Below are 18012 nucleotides of genomic sequence, written 5' to 3' on the forward strand. Positions count from 1 at the left end.
ATCTCTCTCGATTGCGGCGCTTCTGATCAGGCGGCCTTTTCGTGATCCCAGAAATAGACGGTCGCCGGTTCCGGCTCCCAGACGCGGGCATTTTCGATACCCGGGAGATTGACAAGCGCGCGATATTCGGAGCCGAACGCCACATATTGATCGGTTTCCGCCATGACCGCCGGCTTGCAGGCGATGGGGTCGCGAACGACGCCGAAGCCTGACTTGGTGCCGACGACGAAGGTGAAGAAGCCGTCGAGATCGTCGACCGCGCCTTCCAGCGCCGCCCCAAGATCCTTGCCTTTCGCCATCTCCGCCGTCAGATAGGCGGCCGCGACTTCGGTGTCATTTTCCGTCTCGAAGGTCATGCCCTCGCGCTTAAGCTCGCGACGCAGGTTGTTGTGGTTCGAGAGCGACCCGTTGTGAACCAGGCATTGATCCGAACCTGTCGAGAAGGGATGAGCGCCAAGCGTCGTGACGGCCGACTCGGTCGCCATACGGGTATGGCCGATGCCATGCGTGCCGGACATGGCGGCGACGCCAAAGCGCGAGACCACATCTTTCGGCAGGCCGACTTCCTTGTAGATCTCGACAGTATCGCCGCTGCTCATAACGCGGATATTCGGGCGCAATGCCGTCAGGGCCGCCCTGCCCTCTTCGAGCTTGTCCTTGGCAAGAGTGATGACCGCATGCGTGCTCTTGACCACGACGGATACCGGCACGTCGAGCGTGCGCCGGAGTTCATATTCCAGCCCGTCGAAATCCTTAGTCGGATCGGCCGACTGGACGGTTATCTTCGCCGTGTTGCCGTTATCGTTACCGTAGATCGCAATGCCCGCGCTATCGGGTCCGCGATCGGTCATCGTGATTAGCATGGAGGACAGAAGCGCGCCAAGTTTCGGCTCCAGCGCCTTATCCTTCAAGAAGAGACCGACAATTCCGCACATGCCCAAACCCTCCGTTTTCGCATCTGCAAAAATGGCTATCAGGTCCAATGCGGTTTTTCAACTCAAAAGAATAAATTTTTCTTTTTAGGCAAGTTAGTCAGTCTTGCCCCGCTGTGGATAGCTGATGATCGACAGGTATTTCGCCGGCAGTTTCACCAGCACCTCCGGGCCATGTGGCGCGTCGGCATCGAAGAAAAGACTGTCGCCGGGCTGCATGGGATAGAGCTGGTCGCCATGGCGGTACATCACCTCGCCCTCGAGCATGTAAAGGAACTCCATTCCCTCATGCTGGAATGTCGGAAAGACATCGGAATCGGCCGTCAGCGTAATGAGATAGGGCTCAACGATGACGCCGCTCGAATTGTTGTCGATATGGCCGAGCACATTATATTGATGGCCGGCACGCGTGCCGCGGCGTTCGAGTTCCACGCCCTGGCCAGCCTTGACGAAGACGGCGTTGCGCGGCTCTTCGTAACGACGGAAGAAAGCTGTCAGCGGCACGCCGAGTGCGCGCGACAGCGATTGCAGCGTCGTCAGCGACGGCGAGATATTGCCGTTTTCGATCTTCGACAGCATGCCGAGCGAGATACCCGTCGCGGCGGCAAGATCCGTCACCGTGATGCCAAGCTTCTTGCGATAGGCACGGACCTCGTGGCCGATCGCCATCTCGAGATTGTTTTCCTTCGGCTCGCGCACCGCATGCGGATTTTGTGAGAAAGCTGACCGTCCGCCATGGGACTGGTCGTCAGCCGATATCTTGTCTGCCTTGGTTTTCATTTATGATCCTTTTTGCCGGCAGGGCTTGCTGCGGCGATCCTATCCTCCGAGTGAAATTTTCTCAACTGCGGCGAAAATCACGCGTGACGGGTATCACCGGGGGCAATCCCATAAAGAGAGCGATAGGCCCGGGCGAAATGGGCACCGCTTGAAAAGCCGGTGGCGATGGCGATTTCGGAAATCGAAAGCGGGCTCTGCTCCAGGAGCCGCCGGGCATGCTGCAGCCGTATTCGCCGATATTGCTCCAGGAATGTCGCGCCGAGATGCGTGGCGAACAGCCGGTCGAGATGACGCGGCGTGACCCCGGCAATCCGCGCCATGGCGGCACGATCGAGAGGCATCTCGATCGTCTCTTCCATTTTTTCGAGCACGCTCAGCAAACCCGGATGGTGAACGCCATAGCGCTCGGCGAGCGAACCGCGTTGCGGCGCAGTCGGCTCGCTCACGTCAGTATGCAGGTACCAGTCGCTGACGCGGCGAGCGAAATCGGCACCCATGCGCTCTGATATCAGTACATGCATCATGTCGAGCGGCGCAATGCCGCCGCCGCAGGTGATGCGATTGCCGTCGATGACGAAGCGCGCCTGGCGTGGTGTAAGCGTCGAAAAGGCTTCGAGCAGGGCCGGCGCGTGCTCCCAGTGAATGGTAAAATCACGCTCGGCCAGAAGACCGGCCGCGGCAAGCAGATAGGGACCGCCTGAGATACCACCGATACGGACGCCCTCGCGTGCGAGCTGGCGCAGGCAGGCAAGGACCGAAGGGTAATGCCAATCGCGTGGCGAGCCGCCGGCGCAGACGAAGACCGTGCCAAGACCGGATCCGCGACCTGGAAGAGGCTCGGCCGGCACCGGCACGCCGCCCGACGATACCGCCGGAGTGCCGTCCGGCGAGAAGGTCGACAATCGATAGATTTCCCGCCCGGCCAGGAGATTGGCGGCGCGCAATGGCTCGCTTGCCGAGGCAAAGGACATCAAGGCGAACCCCGGGATCAGGATGAAACCGATATTCTGGCTATTTTTGCTATCGATCGCCGTCATGTCCCTTTTCTATCGAAAAAGGTCCTAATTAGGCAAGTCGGCATTTGCCGCTCTGTCATCATGAGCGCAGTTCAAACCGGATCCAACCATGCGCTATTCGGCTTTCTCTGTTTTTCTCAACGGCCTTCGCGGCAATACCAGCTGGGCCCCCGCCTGGCGCCAGCCGCAACCGAAGCCGCATTATGACGTCATCATCGTCGGTGGCGGCGGCCATGGTCTTGCAACTGCCTATTATCTCGCCAAGACCTTCGGCATCGCCAATGTCGCCGTTCTGGAAAAGGGCTATCTCGGCTCTGGCAATATCGGCCGCAATACGACGATCATCCGCTCGAACTACCTGCTGCCCGGCAACAATCCCTTCTACGAGCTTTCCATGAAGCTTTGGGAAGGGCTGGAGCAGGATTTCAATTTCAATGCCATGGTCTCGCAGCGCGGCGTGCTCAATCTCTTTCATTCGGATGCGCAACGCGACGCCTATACGCGACGCGGCAATGCCATGCGCCTGCACGGGGTCGATGCCGAATTGCTCGACCGCGAGGCCGTTCGCAAAAAGCTGCCCTTCCTGGATTTCGAAAACGCACGATTCCCGATCATGGGCGGCCTGCTGCAGCAGCGCGGCGGCACGGTGCGCCACGACGCAGTCGCCTGGGGCTATGCCCGCGGAGCCGATAGCCGTGGCGTCGATATCATCACCGGCTGCGAAGTCACAGGCATCCGCACCGACCAGGGCCGCGTCACGGGTGTCGAGACGACGAAGGGATTCATCGGCTGCGGCAAGCTGGCGCTGGCGGCAGCCGGCAATTCCACCGTCGTCGCCGATATGGCCGGTCTGCGCTTGCCGATCGAAAGTCATGTGCTGCAGGCGTTCGTCTCGGAAGGTCTGAAGCCGTTCATCGATTGCGTCGTCACCTTTGGCGCCGGGCATTTCTATGTCTCGCAATCCGATAAGGGTGGCCTCGTCTTCGGCGGCGATATCGACGGCTACAACTCCTATGCCCAGCGCGGTAACCTCGCGACCGTCGAGCATGTTGCCGAAGCAGGCGTTGCAATGATCCCGGCGCTGACCCGCGTGCGCTATCTACGTACCTGGGGCGGCGTCATGGATATGAGCATGGACGGCTCCCCGATCATCGACCGGACCCATATCGACAATCTCTATCTGAACGCCGGCTGGTGCTACGGCGGCTTCAAGGCGACGCCGGCGTCAGGCTATTGCTACGCGCATTTGATCGCCCGCAACGAGCCTCATGAAACAGCGACGCAGCTGCGCCTCGACCGATTCCGGCGTGGCTATCAGATCGATGAAAAGGGCGTCGGTGCCCAGCCGAACCTGCATTGAGGACATGACGACATGGCAAGCCTGATTTCCTGCCCTCACTGCGGCACACGTCCCAAGGAAGAATTCACCATCAAGGGGGATGCGAACCTTACCCGCCCTGCCCCGGATGCCGGCGCGGAAGATTGGTACGACTATGTCTACCTGCGCAACAATCCAAAGGGACTTCATAAGGAATATTGGCACCATTCCTCGGGCTGCCGCCGCTGGCTGATCGTCGAGCGCGACACCGTGACACACAAGGTCCATGGCGTCAGCGATGCGGCGCTTACCAAGCTTGGAGGCGGCGCATGAGCAGCTATCGCCTTTCCTCCGGCGGTCGGATCGACCGCTCCAAAACCATTGCCTTCAGCTTCGACGGCAGGAGCCTGGAGGGCCATCCCGGCGACACGCTTGCGTCCGCCCTCCTCGCCAACGGCATCCAGCTTGTCGGCCGCAGCTTCAAATATCATCGCCCGCGCGGCATACTGACGGCGGGTGCCGCCGAACCCAATGCGCTCGTCACGACCGGCACGGGCGGCCGCACCGAGGCCAACAGCCGTGCCACGATGATCGAACTTCACGACGGGCTGATCGCCCGCAGCCAGAACCGCTGGCCTTCGCTCAATTTCGATGTCGGCGCCGTCAACGGCCTGCTCTCACCCTTCCTGAGCGCCGGCTTCTATTACAAGACCTTCATGTGGCCTGCCGCCTTCTGGGAGAAAGTCTATGAGCCGCTGATCCGCAAGGCAGCCGGCCTCGGCAAGGCGTCCTATGAGGCAGATCCCGATTCCTATGAAAAGTGCTGGGCGCATTGCGACCTGCTCGTGATCGGCGCTGGGCCTGCAGGTCTTGCCGCGGCGCTGACGGCGGGACGCGCCGGAGCGCGTGTCATTCTCGCGGACGAAGGCTTTGCTCTCGGCGGCAGTTTGCTCTTGGAGCGCAACTCGCCGCTGAAGGACATGTTGGACGAACTCGATAGCCTGCCGAACGTGCAACGCATGCCGCGCACGACTGTTATCGGCTGGTATGACGATAACGTCTTCGGTGCGGTCGAGCGCGTCCAGAAGCATGTGGCTGCGCCCGACCGGCGCCAGCCGGTCGAACGCCTGTGGCGCATCATCGCCAAGCAAGCGATCCTTGCGACCGGCGCCGAGGAACGACCGCTTGTCTTTGGCGGCAACGATATTCCAGGCGTGATGATGGCAAGCGCCATGCGCAGCTACCTGAACCGTCAAGCTGTTGCTCCCGGCAAGCGCACGGTGGTCTTCACGACCAACAGTTCCGGCTACCGGACCGCCGCCGACCTCGAGGCCGCGGGCGTCGACGTGGTCGCCATCGTCGATACGCGCGCCGCAGGTGAACACTGGGGCGGCAAGGCGCGGGTGCTGACCGGTGCTTGCGTCCTCGATGCGGTCGGCACCAAGCAGGTCCGCGGGGTCAAGATTGCGAGCGGTTCGGGCACTCATGAGATCGATGCGGACGCTTTGGCCATGTCCGGCGGGTGGAGCCCGATCATCCATCTTGCCTGTCATCGCGGCGCAAGGCCGGTATGGTCCGAACGCCATGCAGCCTTCCTTGCGCCCGAAAGACAGGAGGGTTTGTTGATTGCCGGCTCGGCATCCGGTCCTGCCTCCACGGATAGCTGCCTTGGCGACGGAGCAATCAAAGCTGCCGAGGCGCTGGAAACCATCGGCTTTGGAAAGATCGCTCCCGCCTTTGCTTCAGCAGCGGAAGAAGTACCGGCTGTTGCCGCGCGGCTCTGGCATATCAAAGGGAGCAAAGGCAAAGCCTTCGTCGACTACCAGAACGACGTGAACCTGAAAGATCTGGGGCTTGCCGTGCGCGAAGGTTATGGCGATGTCGAGCTTGCCAAGCGCTATACGACCAACGGCATGGCGACCGATCAGGGCAAGCTTTCCAACATCAACGCCATCGGCATTCTGGCCGAGGCCCGCGGCGTCTCGCCGGCCGAAGTCGGGACCTCGACGTTCCGGCCCTTCTATACGCCGGTTTCCTTCGGCGCACTGACAGGTACTTCACGGGCTAAGCACTTTCAACCGGCGCGCAAATCTCCCTTGCATGAATGGGCAAAGAAGAATGGTGCAGTCTTCGTCGAGACCGGCCTCTGGTACCGCTCCTCCTGGTTCCCGCGTGACGGCGAGAAGACCTGGCGCGAAAGTGTCGATCGCGAAGTGCTGAATATCCGGAAAAATGCCGGCATCTGCGATGTCTCGACCCTCGGCAAGATCGAGATTTTCGGCAAGGACGCAGCAACCTTTCTCGACCGCATCTATTGCAACGGCTTCGCCAAGCTTTCCGTCGGCAAGGCGCGCTACGGCATCATGCTGCGCGAAGACGGCATGATCTATGACGATGGCACCACCAGCCGCTTGAGCGAAGACCATTTCTTCATGACCACGACGACGGCGCTTGCCGCCGGCGTGCTCACCCATCTGGAGTTCTGTGCCCAGACGCTCTGGCCCGAGCTGGAGGTCTATTTTGCGTCGTCAACCGACCAGTGGGCGCAGATGGCGGTGGCAGGCCCAAATTCCCGCACCATCCTTTCCGAGATTGTCGATGACGACATTTCCGACGCGGCTTTCCCCTTCATGAGCGCACGCGCGGTCTCTCTGTTCGGCGGCAAGCTCGAGGGCCGGCTCTTCCGCATCTCCTTTTCCGGCGAGCTCGCCTACGAGCTTGGCGTACCCGCCGCCTATGGCGAGTTCGTTGCCGATGCCATTATGCAGGCGGGTCGGAAGCATGGTATCTGCGCCTATGGCGCCGAAGCGCTCGGCGTCATGCGCATCGAGAAGGGCCACGTCACCCATGCAGAGATCAACGGCACGGTAACACCAGGCGATCTTGGCTTTGGTCGCATGGTTTCGACCACGAAACCCGATTTCATCGGCAAAGCGATGCTCGCGCGCGAAGGCCTGCAGGCGCCCGACCGGCCTCGCCTCGTCGGTGTCAAACCGTTGGACCCTGCGACCAGCTTCCGCACCGGTGCGCATATTCTGGCGGAAGGTGCTGCCGCAACGCTCGAAAACGATCAGGGCTATGTCACCTCGAGCGCCTTTTCCCCCAATCTCGGCCATACGATCGGGCTCGCACTCATCAAGAATGGGCCGGAGCGTATCGGCGAGAAGATCGTCGTCTGGAATGGCCTTAGAAACGAATACACGGATGCGGTGATCTGCAGTCCCGTCTTCATCGACCCTCAGAACGAGAAACTCCATGCCTGATTTGCCGACATCGAAGCCGGTCCTCGCCGGCAAGGCCGTTCTACAAGGTGAGACCATCCGGCTTGAAGCCTTGCCTGAGGGCCATCTACTGCATGTAATGGGCACGACGACGAGCGAAGAGCTTGCGGCGCATCTTGCAGCAGCCGGCGTCGAGGACAGCTCCGTGCGTCCGGCCGGATACCGGCAATGGTTCATCGCCGGCAGCGAGCAGCTCGCCGGCTCCCAAGAGCGGGCGCTTGCGGACGCTCTGGCGGGCAGAGCTTTCATCTCCGATCAAAGCCATGGGCGCATCCGTATCCGCATCTCAGGATCGAGCGCTGCCCGGATGCTCAACAGGGGTACTGCTGTCGACCTGCATCCAGCGAACTTCCCGGAGGGAAGCAGCGCCATGACGCTCTTCGGCCATATCTCCGTGCAGCTCACGCGCCTGGGCATGGAGGATTTCGAACTGATTGTCCTGCGCAGCTTTGCGGAATCGCTGTATGAAGAGCTCGAAACGCTGGCCGCAGCCATGTCAGAGCTGATCGGCACGCTGCCGTCTCCGGCAGAGCAACCCCTCAAATAACTCTCCAAATCGTCATCCACGCATGCGAGAAACAAGTTATCACAACGATCAAGGCGTCCGAGGCAACCACTTCTCGATCATGATTCACAAGCACCTATCACGGGATAAAACCAGTCGCCCGATAGGCCCGGATCGTTCGGTCATAGATGCCAATATCCCGGCAACCGCGCGCGATCAGTTGAGCCCCCTCGATGGCTGCGAAGATCGCCATCGCGTGCTCCTGCAGGTCCTGGTCCCGTGCGGAAGGCCTGGCCCGCGAGAGCACCTTGGCCAGCCAACCGACGTTCATGGCGGCGAATTTGTCGACCTCCGTCCGAACCTCCGTGGGAAGATCATCAAGTTCCGCGCTCATGATGCCGCACAAGCACATGCGATTGTCGTTGGCCAGAGCCGAGCGAAAGATCTCGGTATATCTGTCCATGCACCAGGTCGCGTCTTCGGGCGCCGCCAGCAGCTCCGTCAGATAGGTCGCCCCATCTTCGGTGTAGCGGCGGGCCAATGCTGCGCCGAGGTCGCCCTTGGTGGGAAAATGGTAGTGCACGCTGGCGCTTTTGATCCCGACCTCTTTCGCCAGCTCGCGAAAGCTGAGCGCATTGTAGCCGCGCGCCTGTATCGTCGCCTTTGCCGCGGTCATTAGCGCCTCGTGCATATCAGTTTTGGCTTTAGTCATCATTGCTCTATTGCCTATCACTCGATAGATAGTTGTTGACGTCGAAAAAGGGAAGGGATAAACGGCAAAGCGTTATCTATCTATCGATAGACAGATTAAGGAGCTTTGTTATGAAAATCTTCGATCGCCCCGGCTTTCCCAATCCCGCCCGCATCCGCATCGTGCTCGCCGAGAAGGGTCTTGAACCACAGATCGAATTCATCTCCGTCGACCTCATCGCCGCCGAACACAAGCAGCCAGCCTTCCTCGAAAAGAACCCTTCCGGCGTGCTGCCGGTGCTCCAGCTCGAGGACGGCACCTACATCAGTGAAGCTACCGCCATCACCGAATATCTCGACAATCTCGACGGCGATCCACGGCTCACCGGTAAGACACCAAAGGAAAAAGCCGTCATTCATATGATGCAGAAGCGGGCCGAGACCGAACTGCTCGACGCCGTTGGCAACTATTTCCACCACGCAACGCCCGGCCTCGGCGACGCGTTGCAAGTGTTCAAGAGCCCTGAATGGGCCGGCCGTCAGGACTGGGGCAACCGCCAGCGCGACAAGGCGCTCGCCGGCATGGGGTATTTCGACACGGTGCTGCAGGACCATCCTTTCGTTGCCGGCGATGTGTTCTCAATGGCCGACATCACTGTGTTTGCCGGACTGATGTTCGCCGATGCCGCCGGCATCGCCGTGCCGGAGGATTATTCCGCGCTGAACGCCTGGCGCGCGAAAGTCTCAGAGCTGCCGAGCGTCAAGAATCGCAGCGGCCAGATGTTCGTCTCTGAGGACCTGCGGAGGCTCGGCTTCTAATTCCCCGCGCAAAAGCGGCTCGAACGTCGCACCGACACTCCCATCTACATTTGCCAATCACGCCGCCCAGGGCGGCAATTCTCACGGAGTTTCCTCATGTCCACAATCTCAACACGCGACAGCGCTTCGCGGCGGAACCTGCCGAAAGGGGTCGCCATCGCTGGCGTCGGACTTGCAGCCGGCGCCGGCGCCTGAGTTGATGTGCATCCTTGCCCGGCAGGTGGAGCGGGCTCGAATTCGCTGAAGTCTAACTAAGTAGACATTGCCACCACACCGTCCAATCGCTCGGAGGCTTCTTCCCTTCGTAGGAAATGGTCAAAAGCGGGCGGTCTTTTAGGCCGCCTGCCAGCCGTTACCGGACGGATGTGGTAGGTACCGGTTCCGCCATCACCTGGTTTCGACCGACCGCCTTCGCGGCATGGAGGGGCTGTCAGCGCGGTCGATGGCTCATCCTTTATGCCATAAGGTGGTGTGGTATTAAGGCTTCCTACCCGAACGCTGCTTCAAAGGCTCATGGCTGATTGAGATACTCAGGCTCAATCATGGAATGAGCGCAAGGGCAATCCGATTGGCAGCTGCGACGACGACCAGCGCGATCGCCAGCGTTGGCCAACCGAGGTGATTCAAAATCAAGGCTGTGATCAAGAAAATGCCAGCTTCGAGAATGAGCCGGCCGGCCGGGCCAACCTCGTATCTCCGCTTCGGGGAAAGGAATTTACCCCAAAAAGTGGCAACTGCTTGTCTTATGACTTTGTCTCGTTTTAGGCGACAATGGATTGCCGCCTGTGGACCTGAACACCCACAGGCGGCGGGAGGGGTGGGATCGGGAAACCGCTGGTCTGAAAGAACCGTTGCGCAATAGGATCGCCCCTTTCTTTTCCATGAGGCCTGAACGGATAGCGGGGCTTTGACGGCCCGCATGACAAGCATGGGACACGGAAAAGATGGCTGACACGATAGCACGAACCCTCGGTATCGACATCTCGAAAGATCGCCTCGATGTCCATCTCCTGCCGGATGGCATCGACAAGCAGTTCCTCAACGACGCCAAAGGGCTGCGGACATTGATCCGCTGGCTGTCGCCCTACGCGCCCACCCGCATTGTCTTCGAGGCGACCGGCGCCTACCATCGGCGCCTCGAACGCATGCTGGCAACGGCGAACCTACCTGGCGTCAAGGTGAACCCGCAGCGCCTGCGCGCCTTCGCCAAAGCCTGTGGCCGGCTGGCCAAGACGGATCGCATCGACGCCAGCGTCATGGCTCGGTTCGGCGCAGTGATGGCCCCGGACATCCGGCCGATCCGCAGCCAGGCGCTTGATCTTCTGGCCGAATTGCTGACCGCGCGTCGCGCTCTCGTCAAGGACCGCAGCGCTCTGCTGCATCGGCAGAAGCAACTGACCATCCCCCTGCTGCAGCGCCAGGCCGAGCAGCGGCTGCGGCAGGTCGAGGCTCAAATCGAGGCCGTCGATGCCGAGAGCCGTCGGTTGATCGCCGCCGAGCCGCAATTGCAGCACCGCTTCGACATTCTCACCAGCATTCCGGGCATCGGCGCAACCTGCGCCATGGCGCTGATTGCCGACATGCCGGAACTCGGAACGTTGGCCAACAAACAGGCCGCCAGTCTCGCCGGTCTCGCGCCCATCGTGCGACAGTCCGGCCAATGGAGGGGCAAAAGCTTCATTCAAGGCGGAAGGACCCAGCTTCGGCGCGCCCTCTATATGCCGGCCCTCGTCGCCATCCGCTTCAATCCCGACCTCAAGAGCAAATACCAGCAACTCACCGCAACCGGAAAAGCCGCTAAGGCGGCCATCACCGCCATCATGCGAAAGCTAATCGTCCTCGCAAACGCACTCATCCGGGAGGATCGCTTTTGGACGCCTCAGCAAGCTTGACTAAGACGGATACTGCGCACAGCCCAAACCCCGACAGCACTTGTGCCATGATCGGTACGGCAAGATGTGCGGCCAATGCCGCAAGCGAAGCGAGTATACAAAGCTCGAGCGCAAATCTGATACCAAGTGCTATCGCTTTCATCTTCCCTCTCAGCCGTGGAGCTATGGTTCATTCATTTTTGAAGAAGCCTAAGGCCACTAAGAAGCCCGAACGATATCTGAATAGCAGTTTTTACTCGAAGTCTGAGGTTTATGTGGCCACACAGCGCGATCGGCACAGCGAGTGCCTTTACCCGATTGCGCATTCGATTGCGGCTCGGTGTGCAGCCGCAAACTCCGACAGCGAGCGGAAGTGACCAGCAACTTTGGGAGGATTGTCGAGGGTTTTCGTCGCCCCTTGGCCCGCTTTACCAAATCACCTGTCGATCCATACACTGGTCAGACCCATTTGCACGGCCGGCGCATGGTCGTGATATAGGCTCTGCGCCACATGCAAAAGCTCACTCTTTTGAACGCCTAGATCCTGCCGCAGCCGCGAGAAAAGGAAATGGAAATTCTTCGGATCCGGCTTATAGCTCCCAAGGTCCTCTGCGGTGTAGACAGCATCAAAGGAAACACCGAGCTTACGGTTTGAAGCCTCAAATCTCTTGCGATCCACGCACTTGCCCGCAACGGCACGATCCGATCGATTCCATCATGGTATGTCCTCATCATCGCCTACATTCGTGATCGGGCCTTGCCAGCGCCCGTCAGACAGCTGGTAGCTGATTTCGGCATCCTCACCGCGCTGTTGCTGCCAGGCTGCAGCAGATTGGCAGCCGCAGCGCACTCTCATGGTCGGGAAAGGTCTCCGATCAGACATAAGCCAATCTTCAAGAAGATGGACTCGGTCTTTTCCTGCCTTTCCCGATCCCTGGGGCCATCCTTTCGGCATTATTCGAGGATGCGAACAACCGTGCGTGTCTTCGGTTGGACAATGACACGTTTGTGGTTCACAACAGCGTAGGCATAGGTCGGGTTGTCCGGGACCGGTGTGACGACAACCGTCTCTGGGAGCGCGCGGCCGACAACGATCTGGTCCTGGACGACCGCCTCGGATGGAGGCAGGGGCTGCTCCTGAACGTAAGTGACCACTTTCTCTGGCGGTGGATCGATCGCGGTGCCAGCAATCGCACCGGCGACACCTCCGACTGCAGCGCCGACAGGGCCGCCTACTACTGCTCCTGTCACCGCACCGCCGGCAGCGCCGGTTACGGTGGAAGACTGCGCGAGGGCTGAACCAGCCAGAAGGCCGAAGGCGGCCATTGAAACGACAAGTCTCGTTTTCATAGCATTCTCCTTTAATTCCAGCTCTTGTGAGCTGAAAGGAGAATTACTGAGCCAATAGAATGTTCCTCTTAGGTTACCATTCAGAGCCATCACGAGTTAGCCGGCTGCGACAAACTTCGTGATCGGCACGGAAGGGGCAGGCGCATCGGCGAAGGATGCGGTAACAGCAACACTCCCGACTGGATCTCACGTTCTGTCATGATGCCATGCCGCCCAGGCGGCTCTGTCTGAGGCAGACGGTGGTCGTTATGATCTGTTGTCTTGGCTTCTCCTTGCCGCTTCGAACCGATGCAGCAGCCGTTCACGCTTTTCGCCCCGCATGCGCTGCGGCCCTTATTGGGGATAGTCTTGTGTGCCGTTACAGATTGTTAGCTCGTGGATTTTGTCCCACGACCTGTTCTGCATCTACCGGCACCTCGACCAAGATGGATGGGTGACCGGGGCTGTAGCTTTCGCGCATGATCTCGGCCAGGTTGCTGAGATCCGGCATCAGCTTCCGGCTTGTCCAGCCGCATGCGCGCGCCATTGACCCAAAGTCGATGCGGTAGAGGTCACTGTGGTAGCGATCGGATGAATAGTCCGGAATGACCACGGGAAGGCCCTGCACCATGATGCCGAGCGCGCCGTTGTCCAGCACGAACAGGACTAGCCCCAATGATCGCGCTTCCGCCAGGCAACCAGCAATCAACCGAAAGCATCCATCGCCCAAAAAAGCGAAGACTGTCGCCTCCGGCTTTGCAAGCTTTGCGCCGATTGCCGCGCCGAACGCTCCGCCCATTGCCGAACCGCGATAGAGCGAATGGAAGCGGACATTCGGATGCGGGCGCTGCGTAACATATTGACGATCCTTGTAGGCAAGGCATACATCGTCGAACGCGATGCTTCCCGACTGCCATTGGCGGTCGAGCTCCTGATAAAATCGGGCGATATCGATCGTCCCGGCGCGTGGCGGCAAGATGTTGCGATCATTGAGATCAGCCACAAAGGCCGGTGCGGGAGGGCGCTGCAGGTGAAGACCCTCGAGGCGACCGATCGCTTCGCTCAGAACCTGGTCGATCGGGCCTCGAACATCGAAATATTCGCCGCGCACACGATGCCGAAATTCGCCGCCAACGCTGCCGTATGGCGCTGTTAGGTTGGTGAAATTCCATGTCGTATGGGCGGGTATGTCAGAGAAGTTCAGGGTATATTCGTCAGGGCAAAACCCGAGCGTAATGACGATATCGTCAGGGCCGAGGCTTTTCCAGAGCTGCATTGCGCGATCATTGCCGCCAAATCCCAGATAGCCGAAACCGAAGCTATTGTTGCGCGCCACCGCATTCGCCCCGTTTATGCTCCAGACGATCGGTGCCTGTAACGCTTTGCACAAACGTGTGGTGAGGACAGGCATGTACGGATACCTGGCCGCCTCTTCCCCGGCGAGCACGATCACCCGACGCCCCGCCGATTGCCGCGGAAATTCAGCCAGAAAATGGGTGAGCGACCCATGGTCGATCTTATTCGGTTTATGGACGCCGTCGCGGTGCCAAGCCGTCTGGACCAGCTCAGGCATCCTCCTGCCGAGTGCCTCCGGCGGCATAAGAAGTGCGATCGGCGAGCCCTGATCGAGCTGTTTGCGGGCCTCTTCAAGTTGTTCTTCGATACTGTCCGGATCGTTCAAGACGAATGTACCCGATGGTAACTCGGCCCTCAACTGAGCCACGACATCGGCCCCGTCCGGGCTCGTGTCCTGTAGTGGTGCGCGGTATCGCGTATCTGCGGGGCTAAGGGGAATCAGATAGATTGCGGGAATATTGTGCAATTTCGCGTCGCTCAGGCCGCAGGTCAGCAGCCGCGTTGCGGCTCCCGTCGTTGCAATGGCCGCACTGATTTTCCCGCTCGCCAGATAGTATCCCAGAGGAATGAAGCCGGCGACATACTCTCCGACATTGAAGAAAACCGGGCGTTCAGCCCCGTCGTCGGGGACAACCATCGGCTCGAGATGTTTGAGCAAATGGATGACCCCTCCACCCGTGACGCCGGCATAGTGACGCACATGCCAGGTCGCAAGCGTGTCGATCAGGAATTCATATCCCGTTTTCGGCTTGACTACCTGAACATCGCCTGCCGCTTCGACTGTGAGATTCACCGTCATTTGCTCGCCTCTCCGCTATGGCCTTTTCCTGAATTCAGCAAAGTATTGACGTTCACTCCCCGGACCGGCCGGGCCCGGAGGAAGCGCGGTTCCGACTTCAAGCCGATCCCGGTTACATGTTGTGGAAGCAAAATTATGCGATATGTTTTTCGCGGGAGAACGCTTCCGTACCGGCAACCGTCGCCAGAAGGTCCTCATCGCAAAGCGATGCCTTTTGATCGGCGATATCCTTGAAACGGGAGAATGCGAGATCGAGATCGGCATCGGAGCCGAACTCGACACCGAGCGACCGCATGCACATGCGAAAACCGTTACGACCCGAATTCTTGCCTAGAACCAGCCGGTACTCATCGGCGCCGACCTCCGCCGCCGTCATGATCTGGTAGGTCAGCGGGTTCTTCAGCATGCCATCCTGGTGAATGCCGGACTGATGCGAGAAGGCGTTCCTGCCGACGATCGCCTTGTTAGGCTGCACAACGAAACCCGTGATCTCCGAAACGAGCCGGGAGGCGGCAGTCAATCGGCGGGTTTCGATCGACGTCCGGCATCGGAAAAAATCCTCGCGCGTATGCAGAGCCATGACGATCTCCTCAAGCGACGCATTGCCCGCTCGCTCCCCGATACCGTTGATCGTGCATTCGATCTGGCGCGCGCCCTGCCGGGTCGCCTCGAGCGAGTTGGAAACAGCCATGCCCAGATCATTGTGGCAATGCGCGGAGAACACGGCCTTGTCAGCATTCGGCACGACATTGCGCAGATAGGTGAATAGCTTGCCGTATTCGTACGGCGTGGCGTAGCCGACCGTATCAGGCAGGCTTATCGTCGTCGCACCGGCCCCAATCACCTGTTCCACAAAGCGGGCGAGAAACTCCGGCTCCGACCGGCTTGCGTCCTCGCAGGAAAATTCGATATCCTCCGAATAGCGTCGCGCATGGACCACCGCGCGAACAGCGTGTTCGAGCACGTTTTCCGGTGTCATCTGCAGCTTGTATTTCATGTGAATGGGCGAGGTCGCCAGCACGATATGGATACGGGACGATGCCGCACCGGAAACAGCTTCCGCCGTCAGGTCGATGTCGCGCTCGACCGCGCGGCTCAGACTGCAAATCGTGCTGTCCTTGACGACACGCGCCACGGCTTTGATCGCTTCGAATTCCCCGGGACTGGAGACGGCAAAGCCAGCCTCGATCACATCGACCTTCAGCCCTTCGAGCATAAGCGCGATCTCAACCTTTTCACCCGTGTCGAGGTTGATACCGGGGCTTTGCTCGCCGTCCCGCAATGTGGTGTCAAAGATAGTGATTTTTTCGGCACTCATGCGACTCTCCCCAATCGATTGAAACATCGGCATTGACGAATTCGTAAGGGCTAGCTGCACAGCATCATGTACAGGTCGCATAAATCGACGCTTCCGGCACATTCACGCCGGCAGCGACATCGATCATCTCATGCAATTCCTGTCAGATCTGATCCCGTTCGACCGGGCTTCGCTTCTCAAAACCGGACAAGCTACACCGTCAATTCGGACAGCACTTTTCCATTGAACATGTGTGAGATCGAAAGGGAGCTTCATCTCCCCAGGATGCGGCAGGCAAGTAGATTCCGGGTTCCACAATGGTCGGACGGCTGGCAAATTGCCGCCGCGAGGCAGCCCGGACCATCTCGATTTTCGGAGCCAAAATTTCAAGATCTGAGAATTGAGTGTCCATAGCGCACCGAATGGTTACCATCGCGAGCATGCCTCCATTCTCGATGGCCGTATTTTAGAAAACTATGGATTATTTTTAGGAAGTTACGGCTTTTTGCTCCACCCGCGGGGAGTGTATCGACTTTGCCACACTTGCTTTAAGCCGCTGGTATTTTAGGGCTATAGTGGGAGCGGCACCGTCGCCGGCTCGCGAGCAGCATCGGACAGCCCGGTGATACAGACCATGTATCTGCGCCGATCACCATAATAAGATTCGGCATTGCATACGACTGCCCTCGCCCAAGCCATCCGGGCCGGACGATGGCAGCCTTTGCCTGGCGCGGCTTCCAAAGCAAGTCGCTATTTTTTAGCCCTGTGTCACGCCACCAGCTTTTCACCCCGGAGATGACGTTCCAGGAAGGGAAGGCTGTCCTGTCCCCAATAGAGCTCGCCTTCGTAGCGGAAGGTTGGAAGGCCGAAGACGCCCGCCTCCTTGGCAACATCGCGATTGCTGCTCCAGAGTTCGGCAATATCGGGAAGAGCCGCGCGCGCCTCGAGCGCAGCGCCGTCAAAACCTGCAGCCTCGGCAATCGCCTTTCGCACATCGGCATTGCCGATATCCGCAGCGGTGCCCCAGAAGGCGTGTTGCAGCGCGCGGGCGAGAGCAGTCCAATCCTGCCCATCGAGCTGGGTCGCCAAGACAAGAAAGCCCGCGGGCGTCGGATCGGACAGCGCCGACCGGTTGGTAAAGTCGAGCGGCTTGCCGCGAAGCGCGGCCCACCGACGGAGATCCTTCATCCAGTAGGCCCGGCGCGCGTCAGGGCGATCACGCGAGTAGATCGCGCCATTTTCGACGATCAGCGGAATGAGATAAGGGCGGATTTCGGCGCCCGATCGCGCTGCGAGTTCGACAAGCGCGTCAAAGCCTATATAGGCCCAGGGCGATCCGATGCCGAAGAAGTAGTCGATGGTTTTGGTCATAAAGTTTTCCTCCCGACGGGATCAAATATGAAACAGATCTAGATTGCTGGAGCGAGCTTTACGCGTCACATGTGACGCCCGGTACTGTGGTCGCCATATCGAAAACGGACAGCGCGCAATCACGCGCGATCAGAACAGACCGGGGGTCGCGGCCGACAGCGACCGTAGCCAAAGCGCCTTCGTAAAGCAGAGACAGATGCGCAGCCGGCTGCTCGGTCGGACACCTTGCGGCCGACATGACAGAACGGAATATCTCGCGCACCGCATTCTTATGCTCGCGGGCGATAGTGACGACCCGCTCGGAATCGCCATGCTCGGCAACCGCCAACGCGAAAGCGCAGCCGCGAAACTCGGGACTGTCGGCCTTTTCGAACAGGCGCTCGAAAATCATGGCGATCTGATCGCGCGGCTGCAGGGTGGCGTTGGATATGACCTCTCTCAACTGGAGAAGGACGCGTTCGTGACGTTCGGTCAGATAGGCCGCGACAAGATGATCCTTGGATGGAAAGTGCCGGTAGAGCGTGGCTTTTGCAACATCGGCTTCATCGATGATGCGATCGATGCCGACGGCGCGAATACCCTCCCTATAAAAAAGAGTGCCGGCGGTGGTCAGGATATGGTCTGCTATTTTCATTATGTCGGTCCGGA

The 18012-nt window shown here is 59.6% G+C and carries 15 protein-coding genes and 1 pseudogene; 6 read left to right on the plus strand and 10 right to left on the minus strand.

Features of this window, described 5'->3' with window-relative positions; all coding sequences use genetic code 11:
• Window positions 1–26 precede the first annotated feature (26 nt).
• The 3 genes from RTCIAT899_RS31250 to RTCIAT899_RS31260 form a co-directional block, all read right to left on the minus strand.
• On the minus strand, window positions 27–935 hold the full coding sequence (locus RTCIAT899_RS31250; RefSeq protein ID WP_015343855.1) for a class II glutamine amidotransferase: 909 nt from the start codon (window positions 933–935) through the stop codon (window positions 27–29).
• A 93-nt stretch (window positions 936–1028) separates the two neighbouring features.
• Window positions 1029–1712: a helix-turn-helix domain-containing protein gene (locus tag RTCIAT899_RS31255; protein WP_015343856.1), complete on the minus strand. Its 684-nt coding sequence runs from the start codon at window positions 1710–1712 to the stop codon at window positions 1029–1031.
• Window positions 1713–1789: 77 nt separating this feature from the next.
• Entirely contained in the window at window positions 1790–2749 is a 960-nt protein-coding gene (locus RTCIAT899_RS31260; protein WP_015343857.1) for a GlxA family transcriptional regulator, read from the minus strand.
• Window positions 2750–2837: 88 nt separating this feature from the next.
• On the opposite strand from RTCIAT899_RS31260, the gene RTCIAT899_RS31265 reads away from it, so the two are divergent.
• From RTCIAT899_RS31265 to RTCIAT899_RS31280, 4 genes are read left to right on the plus strand one after another with little or no spacing between them, the layout of a single operon-like run.
• Window positions 2838–4088, plus strand: a complete 1251-nt coding sequence (locus RTCIAT899_RS31265; protein ID WP_015343858.1) for a sarcosine oxidase subunit beta family protein — start codon at window positions 2838–2840, stop codon at window positions 4086–4088.
• 12 nt (window positions 4089–4100) lie between these two features.
• Entirely contained in the window at window positions 4101–4379 is a 279-nt protein-coding gene (locus RTCIAT899_RS31270; RefSeq protein WP_015343859.1) for a sarcosine oxidase subunit delta, read from the plus strand.
• Entirely contained in the window at window positions 4376–7309 is a 2934-nt protein-coding gene (locus tag RTCIAT899_RS31275; protein WP_015343860.1) for a sarcosine oxidase subunit alpha family protein, read from the plus strand. Before RTCIAT899_RS31270 ends, RTCIAT899_RS31275 begins: the two co-directional genes overlap by 4 nt.
• The gene (locus tag RTCIAT899_RS31280; protein ID WP_015343861.1) at window positions 7302–7874 is read left to right on the plus strand and encodes a sarcosine oxidase subunit gamma; all 573 of its coding nucleotides are present in this window, start codon (window positions 7302–7304) and stop codon (window positions 7872–7874) included. Before RTCIAT899_RS31275 ends, RTCIAT899_RS31280 begins: the two co-directional genes overlap by 8 nt.
• A gap of 97 nt (window positions 7875–7971) precedes the next feature.
• On the opposite strand, the gene RTCIAT899_RS31285 is transcribed toward RTCIAT899_RS31280, so the two are convergent.
• Window positions 7972–8547 carry a TetR/AcrR family transcriptional regulator gene (locus tag RTCIAT899_RS31285; protein WP_041678288.1) on the minus strand — a complete coding sequence of 192 codons (576 nt, stop codon included), beginning with the start codon at window positions 8545–8547 and terminating at the stop codon, window positions 7972–7974.
• Between the two features lie 107 nt (window positions 8548–8654).
• On the opposite strand from RTCIAT899_RS31285, the gene RTCIAT899_RS31290 reads away from it, so the two are divergent.
• On the plus strand, window positions 8655–9341 hold the full coding sequence (locus tag RTCIAT899_RS31290; protein ID WP_015343863.1) for a glutathione S-transferase family protein: 687 nt from the start codon (window positions 8655–8657) through the stop codon (window positions 9339–9341).
• Between the two features lie 540 nt (window positions 9342–9881).
• On the opposite strand, the gene RTCIAT899_RS34695 is transcribed toward RTCIAT899_RS31290, so the two are convergent.
• Complete coding sequence (locus RTCIAT899_RS34695; protein ID WP_081598466.1) at window positions 9882–10271, minus strand: DUF2568 domain-containing protein; 390 nt, start codon at window positions 10269–10271, stop codon at window positions 9882–9884.
• Between the two features lie 14 nt (window positions 10272–10285).
• Here RTCIAT899_RS34695 and RTCIAT899_RS31295 point away from each other — a divergent pair, with 14 nt between their 5' ends.
• Entirely contained in the window at window positions 10286–11233 is a 948-nt protein-coding gene (locus RTCIAT899_RS31295; protein ID WP_015342051.1) for an IS110 family RNA-guided transposase, read from the plus strand.
• A gap of 933 nt (window positions 11234–12166) precedes the next feature.
• Here the strand turns inward: RTCIAT899_RS31295 and RTCIAT899_RS31305 are convergent.
• The 5 genes and pseudogenes from RTCIAT899_RS31305 to RTCIAT899_RS31325 form a co-directional block, all read right to left on the minus strand.
• Window positions 12167–12562, minus strand: a complete 396-nt coding sequence (locus RTCIAT899_RS31305) for a DUF1236 domain-containing protein (RefSeq protein WP_015343864.1) — start codon at window positions 12560–12562, stop codon at window positions 12167–12169.
• Window positions 12563–12920: 358 nt separating this feature from the next.
• A complete protein-coding gene (locus tag RTCIAT899_RS31310) occupies window positions 12921–14696 on the minus strand; it encodes a thiamine pyrophosphate-dependent enzyme (protein ID WP_015343865.1) in 1776 nt (591 codons plus the stop codon).
• 160 nt (window positions 14697–14856) lie between these two features.
• Window positions 14857–16014, minus strand: a pseudogene (locus RTCIAT899_RS31315) (2-isopropylmalate synthase); the annotation flags it as partial.
• A gap of 747 nt (window positions 16015–16761) precedes the next feature.
• On the minus strand, window positions 16762–17364 hold the full coding sequence (locus RTCIAT899_RS31320) for a 2-hydroxychromene-2-carboxylate isomerase (protein WP_015343867.1): 603 nt from the start codon (window positions 17362–17364) through the stop codon (window positions 16762–16764).
• A gap of 58 nt (window positions 17365–17422) precedes the next feature.
• Window positions 17423–17998 (minus strand): TetR/AcrR family transcriptional regulator, encoded by a 576-nt coding sequence (locus RTCIAT899_RS31325; RefSeq protein WP_015343868.1) that lies wholly within the window; start codon window positions 17996–17998, stop codon window positions 17423–17425.
• Between the last annotated feature and the right edge of the window lie 14 nt (window positions 17999–18012).

The organism is Rhizobium tropici CIAT 899 (genome assembly GCF_000330885.1).
GTDB classification, from domain to species: Bacteria; Pseudomonadota; Alphaproteobacteria; order Rhizobiales; family Rhizobiaceae; genus Rhizobium; species Rhizobium tropici.

Excerpts from the sequence above, each read along its gene's own strand:
- RTCIAT899_RS31265 (WP_015343858.1), top strand. The coding sequence starts at position 2,838 with ATGCGCTATTCGGCTTTCTCTGTTTTTCTCAACGGCCTTCGCGGCAAT.
- RTCIAT899_RS31295 (WP_015342051.1), top strand. The coding sequence starts at position 10,286 with ATGGCTGACACGATAGCACGAACCCTCGGTATCGACATCTCGAAAGAT.
- RTCIAT899_RS31325 (WP_015343868.1), bottom strand. The coding sequence starts at position 17,998 with ATGAAAATAGCAGACCATATCCTGACCACCGCCGGCACTCTTTTTTAT.
- RTCIAT899_RS31275 (WP_015343860.1), top strand. The coding sequence starts at position 4,376 with ATGAGCAGCTATCGCCTTTCCTCCGGCGGTCGGATCGACCGCTCCAAA.
- RTCIAT899_RS31320 (WP_015343867.1), bottom strand. The coding sequence starts at position 17,364 with ATGACCAAAACCATCGACTACTTCTTCGGCATCGGATCGCCCTGGGCC.
- RTCIAT899_RS31270 (WP_015343859.1), top strand. The coding sequence starts at position 4,101 with ATGGCAAGCCTGATTTCCTGCCCTCACTGCGGCACACGTCCCAAGGAA.
- RTCIAT899_RS31255 (WP_015343856.1), bottom strand. The coding sequence starts at position 1,712 with ATGAAAACCAAGGCAGACAAGATATCGGCTGACGACCAGTCCCATGGC.
- RTCIAT899_RS31250 (WP_015343855.1), bottom strand. The coding sequence starts at position 935 with ATGTGCGGAATTGTCGGTCTCTTCTTGAAGGATAAGGCGCTGGAGCCG.
- RTCIAT899_RS31290 (WP_015343863.1), top strand. The coding sequence starts at position 8,655 with ATGAAAATCTTCGATCGCCCCGGCTTTCCCAATCCCGCCCGCATCCGC.
- RTCIAT899_RS31285 (WP_041678288.1), bottom strand. The coding sequence starts at position 8,547 with ATGATGACTAAAGCCAAAACTGATATGCACGAGGCGCTAATGACCGCG.
- RTCIAT899_RS31280 (WP_015343861.1), top strand. The coding sequence starts at position 7,302 with ATGCCTGATTTGCCGACATCGAAGCCGGTCCTCGCCGGCAAGGCCGTT.
- RTCIAT899_RS31305 (WP_015343864.1), bottom strand. The coding sequence starts at position 12,562 with ATGAAAACGAGACTTGTCGTTTCAATGGCCGCCTTCGGCCTTCTGGCT.
- RTCIAT899_RS31260 (WP_015343857.1), bottom strand. The coding sequence starts at position 2,749 with ATGACGGCGATCGATAGCAAAAATAGCCAGAATATCGGTTTCATCCTG.
- RTCIAT899_RS34695 (WP_081598466.1), bottom strand. The coding sequence starts at position 10,271 with ATGCTTGTCATGCGGGCCGTCAAAGCCCCGCTATCCGTTCAGGCCTCA.
- RTCIAT899_RS31310 (WP_015343865.1), bottom strand. The coding sequence starts at position 14,696 with ATGACGGTGAATCTCACAGTCGAAGCGGCAGGCGATGTTCAGGTAGTC.